The sequence below is a fragment of the Rhodoferax sp. TH121 genome (assembly GCF_002251855.1).
In the GTDB taxonomy this organism is placed as follows: domain Bacteria; phylum Pseudomonadota; class Gammaproteobacteria; order Burkholderiales; family Burkholderiaceae_C; genus Allorhodoferax.
Genome location: NZ_NOXW01000021.1, coordinates 620,478 through 633,502 on the forward strand (window position 1 = coordinate 620,478; position 13,025 = coordinate 633,502).

The window sequence follows — 13,025 nt, forward strand, 5'->3', positions numbered from 1 at the left end:
AGCGAAAGCGGATGGCCCCGGTAGGCCCCGGACGGCGGCGCTGTGGTGAAAGCTGTGATGCAATGGCAGCCCCTGCATGCAACATCTGGAGCCCGCCATGAAAGCGATTTGGAACGGTACCGTAATAGCCGAAAGCAATGACACCGTGCTGGTGGAAGGCAGCCACTACTTCCCCGCCAGTGCCCTGAACCGCGACTATGTGCAGTTCAGCAACCACAAGACCAGCTGCGCCTGGAAAGGCCAAGCAAGCTATTACTCGCTGCTGGTGAATGGCGAGATGAACATCGACGCCGTCTGGTACTACGCCGATCCCAAACCCGAAGCTGAGATGGTGCGCGACCGCGTAGCCTTCTGGAAGGGCGTGCAGGTCACGGCCTGAGCCATGCGTTGACCACACCAAAAATTTGATGGGAGAACCGCTATGACAGACCAAGACACCCCCCACAACGGAGACTTTGCATCGCTCCTGGAGGCAAAGGCCAAAAATATGCCATCAGCGGCGGCCTCTGCCAGAGGCCCTGCTGGCGCCCCACCGGCTGCGGAGCCCTTCACACAGCGGCGCCAGACGATCGATGACGTACTGGTGCACGGCGAAGAACCCAGCGAAGAATTTTTGCAAGAGTGGAACGAGCTGAACAACCTGCCAGAAGTGTCCGACGAAGAGCTGGCGCAGCAGGCACTGAACGCCCCTGGGGCCGATGGCGACGTAAATACGCCTGAGTGAGGCCTGGTTGCTGATGGCAACGGCGTTGTAGGAAATCGCCTACGTCAAGTCGAGATGATGTCCTCTGGTGGTGGCCGCACAGGCCAGCCAAACTGGCGTTGAGATTGTTTCAATCGTCACAGAAGGACACTTTATGAACTCGTACCCCATTCAGACCAAACCAACCATCATTCCCCGCCTGCACCCCCTGGTGGCGCTTGCTGCCGGTTCGGTGGTGCTGGTGAGCCTGCTGGGCGCCGCTGCCATCACGGGCATTCTTCCCAACTCCAATGCCAAGGCGGCGTCCGATGGTGTTGCCATCAGTGCCCCGGTAGAGGTGTCTACCCCTGCTGCAAAAAACACCGTGCAAAAGGCCGCCAGCCAGAAGCAATCCGCGCCAAAGTCCTCCACCCCAGTAGCAGCAAACACCAACACCCCTGCGCAACCCGCTGCATCGCCTGCCGCTCCGGCAGAGAAAAACAGCGTCGTTGGCATCGGTGTGGGTGCCCTTGTGGGCGGCGCACTGGGCAGCCAGATTGGCAGTGGTGATGGCAAGACCCTGGCAACCATCGCAGGTGCTGTGGGCGGTGGCTACATTGGCAATGAAATTGCCAAGAAGAACGCGGCCCCCTGAGCTTCGCCCCGTCCCCTAACCAAACAGGCCTTCGGCGTCATGCGCTGGAGGCCTGTTGGCGTTGTGCTGCTGCCAAATTGGCTACCGGGGCATCCACGCGCCGCAGCTCCAGCACTGCTCAAACCCACCTTCCACCAGCTCGCCACATGCACACAACCACCGCCGCTGAGGTACATGCTGCAAGTGGTGCAGAAGCTCCCGGGCAGCAGCTTCCTGCTCCGGGTGGCGAATCCACACCTCTGGCAGGCATTGGTCGGGTGGCAGTTCACCCGCCGCACTGCCCAGAAATTGCCGCTGCACACTGGCTTCAATCCCCTCCGCCTGGAGCGCGTCTGCCCACAGCGTTGCAATTTGCAGATTGGGAGCTTGGGTCAGCCGTGGCATGGATATCGGGAATTATGGGTAAAAAGTGCCTCTAGGCACCGTGGAATATGCGCGAGCAGCTACTGTTTTTATAGTAAACAGCTTGCGCAAAATCCGCTTTCAGGCGCCTCGCCACTGGCGAATTTGCTCCAGCGTGGCAGTAGCGCCGCCGCACACGATGAACAGCACATTGCGGTAGGGTGCCAGCGCGGGGTGCGCCTCGTAGGCCAGCGCCAGGCTGGCACCGCAGGCTGGTTCCACCAGCACACGGTGGTCCGTCAAGAAGAGCTCGCAAGCCTCCAGCGCACTCGCGTCGGACACCAGCACACTCTGCACCGGACGCTGCTGTGTCCACTGGAAAGCCTGCTCGCACACACGCTTGGCCCCGAGTGAACTGGCAACGCTGGTGATGGCGTCCAGCGCGACCGTCTGCCCGGCCTGCATGGCCGCGTGCAGCGACGCGGCGCCCTCCGTTTCCACCGCAATGATGGGCACTTGCCCCCAGTCATTGCGCTCCATACCCTCGGCCACGCCAGAGAGCAAGCCGCCGCCGCCCACCGACAACACCACCGCATCGGGCATCAAGCCCGCCTGCGCCACCTCGTCCACCATGCTGGCGTGGCCTGCCCACAGGAGCGGGTCGTCAAACGGATGCAAAAACGCGTCGTCTGGCCCCACCAGGGAGAGGGCCATCTCATTAGCCTCTTGCCACGACGCGCCATGCACGATCACATCGGCGTCCTCCAACCGCAGCAGCTCTTGCGCCCGCGCCGTGGTGGTCTGTGGCACCACCACCGTCACGGGGATGTCCATCACCCGCCCCGCATACGCCACCGCCATGCCCGCGTTGCCGCCGGACGACGACACAAACCGCTTGGCCCCACGCTGCGCATGGATCTGGCAGGCGTGGCCAATGCCGCGAATCTTGAAGCTGCCGGGCGGTTGCAGAGCTTCCATCTTGAGCCAGACAGTGCGCTGTGCGGCGAGGCTGAGGGCGCGGGATTCCAGAGTTGGGGTTTGTAGGTGGAGGGGTGTTTTCGTCATGGAGGAGAGGTTAACGCACGGTCATATACTGCTGCCAAAGCAAGTAGAAACAACCACTAAGCTGCTGCTTGGGAGGCGCGCATCATGACAAACGAGCTGCGTTGTTTCGCATTTCTGCGGTCAATATCAATTTTCACTAAAGAGGTCTAGCGGATGATTTCCAGAAGGCACCTAGTTTTCATCGCTCTTGCTTCGTTCGTATGCATTTTTATAGCTGCGGCAACCGCAGCAAATGGCGATTACAAGGCAATAGCCTACGATCTAAGTGTTGGTTTCATCGTAAGCGCGATTTTCTATTGGATGGTTGTCTATCTCCCCGAAAGCAACCGTAAGAAAATAATTCATTCTGGACTCAATGAGCAATACGATAGTTTTAGAAGATCTTGCATAAGCAATTTTCTAATCCTGAGTAGCTCTCAAAGCTATCCGCACAATGACGCGCTTTTGGATCAAGAAGAATTTAAGCGTTACTTCAAAAACAAAAATGAAAAAGGTGAAAACCGGTGGGATGCCGTTGCCAACGGTATACAAGAGAATGAGTTCTATCTCAGAGAGATCGTTTATGAGTTGCGAATGCTCAACGATGAGATAAGGTTTGTTAGGTCAACGCTGAACATAAAGGACGTAGAGGTGTACGACTTTCTGGGGCGACTTTCAAGGGAAATTGCTCGCATGGAGTCCACCACTCAAGATTACGACGAAATAAAGTCATTCTGTCGGTTTTTATGGAGGATATTCACTGGGTGGAACTGGGTGAGCGGTTATAGCAAATCCAATCTTATTCAAGAGATGTTAGGAAGAGCAAAGTGAAACATCACGCTTTGTTCAGCTGCGATCGCCGCCGGACTTCCCCTTACCTCCAACGTTTGGAATCAAAACGACATCTATGCCACAATTGAACTGCTTCGACTGGAATGCGGTATCGGCAATTGCTAACGCAGTAACTGCAGCTGGACTCTTTCTTGCTCTGTGGCAACTGAGACTTACGAAGTCTGTTGCTCAACTTCAGTTCGAAGATTCGCTTGCCAAGGAGTACCGAGACCTAGCAGCTCGAATCCCTACAAAAGCCTTCTACGGAACCTCTCTATCTGAGGCCGAGCACAAGCAATCACGAGACGAGTTCTTTAGGTACATAGACCTATCGAATGAGCAGGTCGCATTGCGAAAGCGCAACCGCATCAGCAAGAAGGTATGGACTAGCTGGTGTGCAGGCATTGAGTACAACCTTAATCTCCCGGCCTTTCGCAAGGCGTGGGAAGAAATTAAGGAACGAACCAGCAGCTTCGAGGAACTCCGTCTGCTTGAAAACCAGAAGTTTGAAACTGATCCAAGGTGCTGGCGTGATGCCTAAGTCAAACGTTGACATTCTTTTATTCCCACGCTTCGGTCTAACACTGCATCAGCCTCTTTACCGCTCCCCGCGCTTCCGAGCGTAGCGCCCACACATCCACCCCCCGCAGCACATCGTTCTCGACAACTTGCTGCCCATTCACCCACAACCCCTTGAGCGCAGGCCGCCCTCCGCTGGCCACCGGGCCCACGGCCACGTCGTGCAAGCCAAAGGAGCGCGGGTCGACCAGCGCGTAGATGACTATGTCGGCGGCCTTGCCAGGGGCCTTCCGTCCAAGCCCACGGCCACGTATTGCCAAGACTTGTAGATCCCCGCATACTGTATTGGCACACGCTCGCAGAAGCGTTTTGAGGCAGAGGCGTTGGAAATCAAACGTTTTCGGTTTCAACAGGGAGATACATATGAAGTTGCTGAAAAACCGCTCCATCGCGACACGTATGCGCTTGGGCTTTGGTCTACTCATACTGGTGAGTATTGCGGTGGCCCTGTTCGGGCGCCTGGCCCTTGAACAGGTGGGTGGCCAGGTGCGCGCACTCACGGAACACAACCTGGTGGTGGTGACCGTGCTGTCCAACATCAAAGACAACGTCAACCTCACTGCCCGTGCCGCCCGCAACATTGCATTGCAGACCGATCCTCAGGGGAAGTTAGTCGAAAAAAACGTCATCGACGGTAACCGAGCCTCCACACGCGCCTTGCTCAAACAGTTGGAAGATTTGCTGACGCTTCCTGAAGAACAAGCCAAGTTCAAGGAAGTGTCCATCAAGCGCTTGGCGTATGCCGCCAAGTTGGACCAATCGGTAAAGCTGGGACTGGAAGGCAATAACGAGGCTGCACGTGACTTGCTGGTGGGCGAGGTGACGCAGCTGCAAAAATCGTATTTCACGGAGCTTGATGATCTGATTGCCTGGCAGCGGGAGCGCATGGAGACCGCGCGCAAAACAACGGATGGCACCGTACGCCAAGCGGGCTATGCCATGCTGGCGCTTTTGGGGGTGGCCATGGTGTCGGGCGGGTTGATTGCCAACTGGACTGCGCGCAGTGTCACGCGGCCACTATTGGCCGCGGTGCACGTGACCCAGCGCATTGCCGAGGGCGACCTGAGCACCCATGTGGAACCCGAAGCTAAAGATGAAGTGGGGCGATTGATGGATTCCCTCAAGCAAATGCAGGAGTCGCTGCGCAACCTGGTGGGCATGGTACGCAGCAGCAGTGACGCGGTGGCATTGGGGGCTTCCGAGATCGCGGCCAGCAACAGCGATATGTCGCACCGCACCGAGCAACAGGCCGCCAGCCTGGAGGAAACTGCCGCCGCCATGGAGCAAATCTCCACCATGGTGCGCAGCAGCGAAACCCTGGCCCAGGAGGCCAATGACTGTGCCAACGCCGCCAATGGCGCCGCACAGCGGGGGGGCGATGTGGTGAGCCAGGTGGTGAGCACCATGTCGCAGATCAACGTGGCGTCGCAACGCATTTCTGACATCGTGAGCGTGATTGACGGGATTGCTTTTCAGACCAACATCCTTGCGCTCAATGCTGCGGTGGAGGCCGCTCGCGCCGGGGAGCAGGGGCGCGGGTTTGCGGTGGTGGCGTCGGAGGTTCGCAGCCTGGCCCAACGCTCGGCGACTGCAGCGCGCGAGATCAAGACCCTGATCAGCAGCAACGTAGAAAAGGTGGATGCCGGTTCGCGCCTAGTGGAGACGGCGGGCACCAGCATGGTCGATATCCGGGACCAGGTGGGTCGGGTGGTGACCTTGATTGCCGAGTTGGGTGCCATGTCGTCCTCGCAGAGCAAGGACATCGTGCAGGTGAATCAGTCGGTGGCGGATTTGGACCAGGCTACCCAGCAGAACTCTGCCATGGTGGAGGAGTCTGCCGCCGCGGCAGACAGCTTGAGCCAGCAAGCGCGCTTGTTGGTAGACGCCATCAGCGCTTTCCGGCTCCAGCCGAGCGAACGCACACTTGCCGTTGTTTAGGCGGCTGCGGATGGAGAGGGCTGGAGGAAGGGATATGGCTCCATAAGTGTGCAGGGCGCGGCCGTTACGATTGGGGGATGACTCCTTTCACCCGTCGCGTTGTCCAAGCCGCCCTTTACGAAAGCATCGCCATTGCTGTGGTTACGCCCACGTTGGCCCTGGCCTTCGCCCATCCTCCCGGTTCGGCGTTTGTGTTGTCGGCCGTTATGTCCAGCATTGCGCTGGCGTGGAACTACATTTTCAACAGCCTGTTTGAGCGCTGGGAGGCGCGCCAGACCGTGAAGGGCCGCTCGCCCAAGCGCCGCTTTGTGCACGGCTTGGGCTTCGAGGGCGGCTTGGCCATCATTCTGGCGCCGGTGATGGCGTATTGGCTGGACATCTCGTTGTGGGCTGCCTTTGTGGCGGACCTGGGCCTGCTGGCCTTCTTCTTCTTCTACACCGTGGGCTTTACGTGGGCGTTTGACCGCATCTTTGGGCTACCGCAGTCAGCCCAATAGGTGAATTTTTAAGCGATTTTGGCCTCTGGCCCGCATGGATATTGCGCGAAAAGCTCCTGATTTGATAGCGGTTTAGGCCGCAACCTTGTTTTTCAAGCGTAGCAAGCTCAGGCCCAGCAGCACAAACAAGCCGCCCGAAATGCGGTTGAACAAGCGCTGCTTGTGCGGGTTGGCCAACTGGCCCTTGAACAGGCGCGCTACCAGCACATAAAACAGATGCGAGAGCAGTGACATGGCCACAAAGGTGCAGGTGAGCACGGCCACCTGCTCAAACACGGGTGCATCCGCCGTAATGAACTGCGGAAACAGGGCAGAGAAGAACAGGATGGCCTTGGGGTTGGTGAGCGCCACGCCCATGCCCTGGCCGTAGAGCCGGCGGGTGATGGCTTTGCCGGCCGGTGTGCCAGCCTCTGCGCTGGCCGAAGCCGCCGCGGCAAACGATACCGTCCGGCTGCGCCACTGACGGATGCCCAGGTAGACCAAATACAGCGCGCCCACCACCTTGAGCACGGTAAACGCCAGTGCCGATACGGCCAGGATGGCCCCCATGCCCGCCATGGCCACGCACGAGATGATGAACAGGCCCGTAGCATTGCCCAGCGAGCTGGCCACCCAGTCACGTTTGCCGTGCGCCATGGCGTTGGAGATTGCCAGCAGCACGCCAGGCCCAGGGCTGAAGGTGACCAGAAACGCAACGCCACAGAAAACGAGCCAGTTGGAGAGGTGCATGAAATTCCTTGGGGGTTATTTGGAGAGGGTTTTGGCCTGGAAGTGGCTGGGCGCCTTGCCCATGCTGTGCTTGAACATGGCGGAGAACGCGCTGTCGCTGGCGTAGCCCGCAGCCGCAGCCACTTGCGCAATGGGTACGCCGCGCGCCAGCTGGGGCAAGGCGTGGGCCAGCACAGCCTGGGTGCGCCACTGCTGGTAGCTGGTGCCCAGTTCGTCGCGGAAGAGGCGGGCCATGGTGCGTTCGCTGGCCCCTACGTCGGCCACCCATTCCTTGAGCTGGCCTTTTTCGGCCGGGTCGCGTAGCACCGCTTCGCAAAGGGCGCGCAGGCGCTTGTCCCCGTGCTCGGGGTGGGGCATGGGAACGCCCAGGGCCTGCGTGTCCGAGCGGGCCATTTCATCAGCCGTCAGGGCCATGAGTGCGGTGTCGCGCGGGCCTGGTTCGCTGCCTTTGAGTGCGTGCACCAGCTCGCGCAGTAGCTTGCTCACCACCAGCACACGGCATTCGGTCCAGCTGGCCGGTAGCACGCTCGGGTCTACGTCCACCGTGCGTAGCTCTGCGGTTTCCAGCACCACCACGTTGTGCTGCACGTGGGGCGGAATCCACACCGCGCGGCTGGGTGGCACGATGAAGGTCACCTGCCGCTCGCCCTGCGTCACCGTCACCTGCATGAGCCCACTGGCGCAGTAAGTAAATTGCGACCAGGGGTGTTGGTGGGGCTCGATATGCGCGTCCATGGCCAGCGAGCGGGAACGGCTGCGCACCGGGCGCTGGGCCGTGGGGGGGCGATTGGCCGAGGTGTCAAAGGACACAGGGGTGAGCGGGGCCTTGCGTTTCATGCGTGTTGATCGTTGGGTCAGGTTTTGGCAGGATTTCGACAATTATTGTCTTTTTGTCGTAATCAAGAAATCGCCTCCGACCGTACGATGCCCCTCATGACCAGCGCAACCCTCTCATCAGCCCCCGCCGCACCTTCCGTTCCCATCAAGCAAGACGCCACCGTGATTGGCCTGGTGGGCTTGGCCCATGCCAGTTCGCACTTTGGCCATTTGATCTTGCCGCTGCTGTTTCCCGTGTTCATGCAGGAGTTTGGCCTGAGCTACTCGCAGCTGGGGCTGCTGATGACGGCGTTTTTTGTGGTCTCAGGCGTGGGCCAGGCCTGCGCGGGCTTTGTGGTGGACCGCTTTGGTGCGCGCCCGCTGATGTTCATGTCGCTCACCCTGTTTGTGGTGGCCTGTGTGATCGCCTCGTTGGCGACTGGCTACTTGGGCTTGATGCTGGTGGCTGTGCTGGCGGGGCTGGGCAACGCCACCTTTCACCCGGTGGACTTCACCATCCTGAACCAACGTGTGTCTGCGCCGCGTTTGGGCTATGCGTTTAGCGCCCACGGCTTGAGTGGCAATTTGGGGTGGGCCTTGGCGCCCGTGTTCTTTGCGGGCTTGGGCGCCATCATCGGCTGGCGGCAGACGTATCTGGCTGCTGCGGTGTTGTTTGTGGTGGTAATTGCAGTGCTCGCCTCGCAGCGCCAGCACCTGCTCACCACTGTGGCCCGCAAGGCAGAGCCTGTGGCGGGTGGCCCCAAGGCAGAGCACGACATGGCCTTCATGAAGCTGCCGGTGGTGTGGTGGTGCTTCGGGTTTTTCTTGCTATCCACCATGACGCTGGCCGTGGTGCAGAGTTATGCGGTTTCCATCCTCAAGGCCATGCACGGCGTGAGCTTTGAGGCGGCCACCTACACCATCTCGTCGTACATGTTGTGCGGCGCGGTGGGCATGTTCATTGGCGGCTTTGTGGCAGCCAAGTCCCAGCATTCCGACCGCGTGGTGGCCTGGGCCATGGCGGCCGGTGCCGTGCTGCTGGCGCTGTGTGGCACCGGCTGGCTGGGTGCTACCGGCACCATGGTGGTGTTGGCGATTACCGGCTTTGCCGTGGGCATTGGCGGCCCCTCGCGCGACATGATGATCAAGAAGGCGACCCCCAAGGGCGCCACTGGCCGCGTCTATGGCTTGGTGTATTCGGGGCTGGACACCGGCTTTGCCGTCTCGCCCATCGTGTTTGGTGTATTCATGGACCGCGGCTGGTACGGCGCCACGCTCTTGGGCGCAGCGCTGGTGCTCCTACTGAGCGTGGGCGCGGCGCTGGGGGTGGGGCTGCGCACCGCCAAGCCCGCTTGAGCGCGGCTTAGTGCTTGAGGTGCTCCAGCGGCAGCTCTGTGCTGCTTTTGATACGGGCGAGCACGATGTTGGAGCGGATGCTGCCCACGCCTTGGATGCGGGTCAGGCGGCGCAGCACTTGTTCGGACAGTACGCTCAGGCTCGCCGCCACAATCTGCAAGATGTAGTCTGACTCGCCAGCTACCGAATAACACTCCAACACCTCGGGAAAACCGGCAATCTCCCGCTCAAAGGCCAGGCCCTCGTCACCGCTGTGGCGGGTGAGCGTGACGTACGAGATGGCGCGCACGCCCAGGCCGATGGCGGCGGGCTCCAGCAGTGCCACATAGCGGCGGATGACGCCTGCGGCCTGCAGGCGCTGCACCCGGCGGCTCACCTGCGAGGCCGAGAGGTGCACCTGCTCCCCGATTTGCTGGTGGGTGGCATGGGCGTCGCGCTGCAGTGCAGCAAGAAGGCTGATATCAAAGCCATCCAGCAGCGAATCTTCGTATTTTTCTATTTTCATGCACAAATTATGCATGGAAGGCACTAGTTGGCCTGCAACTTGCACACCCATTGCATGTCCAATTGACCACAATCAAGGCTTCAAAAACAGCGTTTGAGGAGCACGTATGGCCGATTTGTTTGACAACCCCATGGGCCTGATGGGCTTCGAGTTTGTGGAGTTTGCGGCGCCCGTGGCGGGCTTGATCGAACCCATTTTCGAGCGCATGGGCTTCACGCTGGTGGCCAAACACCGCTCCAAAGACGTGGTGCTGTACCGCCAGGGCGGTATCAACTTCATCGTCAACCGCGAGCCCAAAAGCGTGGCTGGCTACTTTGCCGCCGAACACGGGCCCAGTGCCTGCGGCATGGCTTTCCGCGTACGCGACTCACATGTGGCTTACGCGCGCGCACTGGAGTTGGGCGCCCAACCCGTGGAGCTGCGCCCCGGCCCCATGGAGCTGAACCTGCCCGCCATCAAGGGCATTGGCGGCGCGCCGCTGTATTTGATTGACCGTTATGAAGACGGCAAGTCCATCTACGACATTGACTTTGAATTCATTGAGGGCGTGGACCGCCACCCCGTGGGCCACGGCTTCAGCGTGGTCGATCATCTGACGCACAACGTGTACCGCGGCCGCATGGCCTATTGGGCCGATTTCTACAGCAAGCTGTTTAACTTCCAGGAGATTCGCTACTTCGACATCCAGGGCGAATACACCGGCCTCACCTCCAAGGCCATGACCGCGCCGGACGGCCTGGTGCGTATTCCGCTCAATGAAGAAGCGCGCCAGGGCGGCGGGCAGATCGAGGAATTCCTGATGCAGTTCAACGGCGAGGGCATCCAGCACATTGCCCTGCTGTGCGAAGACCTGCCGGGCGCCATCGACAAATTGCAGATGGCCGGTATCCCACTGCTCACCGCCCCCAACGACGTGTATTACGAGAACTTGGCCAAGCGCCTGCCGGGCCACGGCCAGCCCGTGGGCGAACTGCAGGCCCGCGGCATTCTGCTGGATGGCACCACCGAAGGCGGCGAGCCCCGTTTGCTGCTGCAAATCTTTTCGCAGCCGCTGCTGGGGCCGGTGTTCTTCGAGTTCATCGAGCGCAAGGGCAACTACCGTGAGGGCTTTGGCGAAGGCAATTTCAAGGCCCTGTTTGAGTCGCTGGAGCGTGACCAGATCAACCGCGGCGTGATTGAAGCGGCCAAATAAACCCCGACGGACCGAGGAGACACCCCCATGAAAATCGACCGCATCCACCACGTCGCCTACCGCTGCAAGGACGCCAAAGAAACCGTGCTCTGGTACCAGAAGATGCTGAACATGGACTTTGTGCTGGCCATTGCCGAAGACGTGGTGCCCAGCACCAAGGCGCCGGACCCCTACATGCACATCTTCATGGACGCGGGGCAGGGCAATGTGCTGGCCTTCTTTGAGCTGCCCACGCAGCCCGAGATGGGCCGCGACCCGAACACCCCCGCCTGGGTGCAGCACATTGCCTTCCGCGTGAAAGACCGCGCTGAGCTGCTGGAGTTCAAAGCGCACCTGGAAGCCAATGGGGTAGACGTGCTGGGCGTGACCGACCACGGCATGTTCCACAGCATCTACTTCTTCGACCCCAACGGCCACCGATTGGAGCTGGCCTGCCCGGATCCGGAAGAGACCGCCAAAATAGCCCAGGCCGACGCCGTGAAATGGGCCATGTTGGAAGAGTGGAGCGTGACCAAGCGCGCACCCAAACACGCCGCCTTTCTGCACGCCAAAGAGCTGGGAGGCCAGGCATGAGCGCTGCGCTGACCTCGCTGGACGCCACCCATGCCCCGGACACACGCAGCTGGGTGGAATCGGCCAACGCGCCTGACACCGATTTCCCCATCCAAAACCTGCCGTTTGGCCGATTTCGCCACAACCCGCTCGAGCCTTGGCAGATTGGTGTGGCCATTGGCGACCGCGTGCTCAACCTGCACGCTACGGGCCTGATCGACCACCACGACATGCAGCGCCTGATGGCCGCGCCGGTGACTGAGCGCCGCGCACTGCGCCTGGCCATTTGGGAAGGGCTGCGCGAGGGCTCGGCCCTGCAAAAAGTCTGGGCCGATGCGCTGTTGCGCCAAACTGAGGTGGAGCTGGGTCTGCCCTGCGAGGTGGGGGACTACACGGATTTCTACACCGGCATCCACCACGCCACCACGGTGGGCAAGCTGTTCCGCCCCGACAACCCGCTGCTGCCCAACTACCAGTGGGTGCCCATTGGCTACCACGGCCGTGCATCCAGCATAGGCGCCAGCGGCCAGCAGTTCCACCGCCCACGAGGGCAGACGCTCAAGCCCGGCGCCAGCGTGCCCGACTTCGGCCCCACCGCACGGCTGGACTATGAGTTGGAAATGGCGGCCTGGACCGGCATGGGTAATGCGCTAGGCGCTCCTGTTTCCATAGCGGATGCCGAGGAACATATCTTTGGCCTCACGCTGCTCAACGACTGGAGCGCGCGCGATGTGCAGGCCTGGGAGTACCAGCCGCTGGGCCCCTTCTTGGCCAAGAACTTTGCCACCACGGTGTCACCCTGGCTGGTGACCATGGAAGCGCTGGCGCCGTTCCGCGCCGCGTTTGAGCGGCCTGCGGCGGACCCGCAGCCGCTGGCCTACCTGGATTCGGCCCACAACCGTAGCGCGGGCGCCATCGACGTGCAGTTGGAAGTCTGGCTGCAAACGCCCGCCATGCGCGCTGCGGGTAGCGAAGGCGTGCGCCTGTCGCAGTCCAATCTGCGCGACGCCTACTGGACGCTGGCCCAGCTGGTGACGCACCACACGGTGAATGGCTGCAACCTGCGCAGCGGCGATGTGCTGGGCACGGGCACGCTCTCCGGCCCCAAGCCGGAGCAGGGCGGTTCTCTGTTGGAGCTGAGCCAGGGCGGCAAGCAGCCCATCACCCTGCTCAACGGCGAGACACGCACCTTCCTGCAAGATGGCGACACCGTCACCTTGCGTGGCAGCTGCGAGCGCGCGGGTGCGCGCCGCATTGGTTTTGGCGATTGCCGCGGCACCGTGCTGGCCGCGCGTGCCCTGTGAAGG

Annotated in this window: 17 protein-coding genes; 11 read left to right on the plus strand and 6 right to left on the minus strand. The window is 60.8% G+C overall.

The annotated features are described in order from the left end of the window. Positions 1-97: 97 nt before the first annotated feature. The 3 genes from CHU94_RS12965 to CHU94_RS12975 all read left to right on the plus strand — a co-directional run bounded on the left by CHU94_RS12965 (position 98) and on the right by CHU94_RS12975 (position 1,337). Complete coding sequence (locus tag CHU94_RS12965; protein WP_094481078.1) at positions 98-379, plus strand: DUF427 domain-containing protein; 282 nt, start codon at positions 98-100, stop codon at positions 377-379. 42 nt (positions 380-421) lie between these two features. After that, positions 422-724, plus strand: a complete 303-nt coding sequence (locus tag CHU94_RS12970) for a hypothetical protein (protein ID WP_094480466.1) — start codon at positions 422-424, stop codon at positions 722-724. A gap of 133 nt (positions 725-857) precedes the next feature. Continuing rightward, the gene (locus tag CHU94_RS12975) at positions 858-1,337 is read left to right on the plus strand and encodes a glycine zipper 2TM domain-containing protein (protein ID WP_094480468.1); all 480 of its coding nucleotides are present in this window, start codon (positions 858-860) and stop codon (positions 1,335-1,337) included. A gap of 81 nt (positions 1,338-1,418) precedes the next feature. Here the strand turns inward: CHU94_RS12975 and CHU94_RS12980 are convergent, their stop codons facing one another. Next, positions 1,419-1,721, minus strand: a complete 303-nt coding sequence (locus CHU94_RS12980) for a DUF2007 domain-containing protein (protein WP_094480470.1) — start codon at positions 1,719-1,721, stop codon at positions 1,419-1,421. Positions 1,722-1,820: 99 nt separating this feature from the next. Further along, positions 1,821-2,744 carry a pyridoxal-phosphate dependent enzyme gene (locus tag CHU94_RS12985; RefSeq protein ID WP_094480472.1) on the minus strand — a complete coding sequence of 308 codons (924 nt, stop codon included), beginning with the start codon at positions 2,742-2,744 and terminating at the stop codon, positions 1,821-1,823. A gap of 153 nt (positions 2,745-2,897) precedes the next feature. On the opposite strand from CHU94_RS12985, the gene CHU94_RS12990 reads away from it, so the two are divergent. Both CHU94_RS12990 and CHU94_RS12995 read left to right on the plus strand, forming a co-directional pair. Next, positions 2,898-3,554 carry a hypothetical protein gene (locus CHU94_RS12990; RefSeq protein ID WP_094480474.1) on the plus strand — a complete coding sequence of 219 codons (657 nt, stop codon included), beginning with the start codon at positions 2,898-2,900 and terminating at the stop codon, positions 3,552-3,554. 76 nt (positions 3,555-3,630) lie between these two features. Further along, the gene (locus CHU94_RS12995; protein WP_094480476.1) at positions 3,631-4,095 is read left to right on the plus strand and encodes a hypothetical protein; all 465 of its coding nucleotides are present in this window, start codon (positions 3,631-3,633) and stop codon (positions 4,093-4,095) included. Positions 4,096-4,132: 37 nt separating this feature from the next. Here the strand turns inward: CHU94_RS12995 and CHU94_RS19280 are convergent, their stop codons facing one another. Beyond that, positions 4,133-4,393, minus strand: coding sequence for a hypothetical protein (locus CHU94_RS19280; protein ID WP_176452020.1), 261 nt, complete (start codon positions 4,391-4,393; stop codon positions 4,133-4,135). Between the two features lie 103 nt (positions 4,394-4,496). On the opposite strand from CHU94_RS19280, the gene CHU94_RS13000 reads away from it, so the two are divergent. Continuing rightward, on the plus strand, positions 4,497-6,071 hold the full coding sequence (locus CHU94_RS13000; protein WP_176452021.1) for a methyl-accepting chemotaxis protein: 1,575 nt from the start codon (positions 4,497-4,499) through the stop codon (positions 6,069-6,071). A gap of 77 nt (positions 6,072-6,148) precedes the next feature. Next, positions 6,149-6,568 (plus strand): PACE efflux transporter, encoded by a 420-nt coding sequence (locus tag CHU94_RS13005; protein ID WP_094480480.1) that lies wholly within the window; start codon positions 6,149-6,151, stop codon positions 6,566-6,568. Positions 6,569-6,640: 72 nt separating this feature from the next. On the opposite strand, the gene CHU94_RS13010 is transcribed toward CHU94_RS13005, so the two are convergent. Both CHU94_RS13010 and CHU94_RS13015 read right to left on the minus strand, forming a co-directional pair. Then, positions 6,641-7,297: a LysE family translocator gene (locus CHU94_RS13010; RefSeq protein WP_094480482.1), complete on the minus strand. Its 657-nt coding sequence runs from the start codon at positions 7,295-7,297 to the stop codon at positions 6,641-6,643. 15 nt (positions 7,298-7,312) lie between these two features. Next, on the minus strand, positions 7,313-8,134 hold the full coding sequence (locus tag CHU94_RS13015; RefSeq protein WP_094480484.1) for a helix-turn-helix domain-containing protein: 822 nt from the start codon (positions 8,132-8,134) through the stop codon (positions 7,313-7,315). 96 nt (positions 8,135-8,230) lie between these two features. Between CHU94_RS13015 and CHU94_RS13020 the strand changes: the two genes are divergently transcribed. Further along, entirely contained in the window at positions 8,231-9,469 is a 1,239-nt protein-coding gene (locus CHU94_RS13020; protein ID WP_094481080.1) for an MFS transporter, read from the plus strand. 7 nt (positions 9,470-9,476) lie between these two features. On the opposite strand, the gene CHU94_RS13025 is transcribed toward CHU94_RS13020, so the two are convergent. Then, positions 9,477-9,974 (minus strand): Lrp/AsnC family transcriptional regulator, encoded by a 498-nt coding sequence (locus CHU94_RS13025; RefSeq protein WP_094481082.1) that lies wholly within the window; start codon positions 9,972-9,974, stop codon positions 9,477-9,479. A gap of 106 nt (positions 9,975-10,080) precedes the next feature. Between CHU94_RS13025 and hppD the strand changes: the two genes are divergently transcribed. From hppD to fahA, 3 genes are read left to right on the plus strand one after another with little or no spacing between them, the layout of a single operon-like run. After that, on the plus strand, positions 10,081-11,166 hold the full coding sequence (gene hppD, locus CHU94_RS13030) for a 4-hydroxyphenylpyruvate dioxygenase (RefSeq protein ID WP_094480486.1): 1,086 nt from the start codon (positions 10,081-10,083) through the stop codon (positions 11,164-11,166). Positions 11,167-11,193: 27 nt separating this feature from the next. Next, positions 11,194-11,739, plus strand: coding sequence for a VOC family protein (locus CHU94_RS13035; RefSeq protein WP_094480488.1), 546 nt, complete (start codon positions 11,194-11,196; stop codon positions 11,737-11,739). Beyond that, positions 11,736-13,022 (plus strand): fumarylacetoacetase, encoded by a 1,287-nt coding sequence (gene fahA / locus CHU94_RS13040; RefSeq protein WP_094480490.1) that lies wholly within the window; start codon positions 11,736-11,738, stop codon positions 13,020-13,022. Before CHU94_RS13035 ends, fahA begins: the two co-directional genes overlap by 4 nt. Positions 13,023-13,025: the final 3 nt, after the last annotated feature.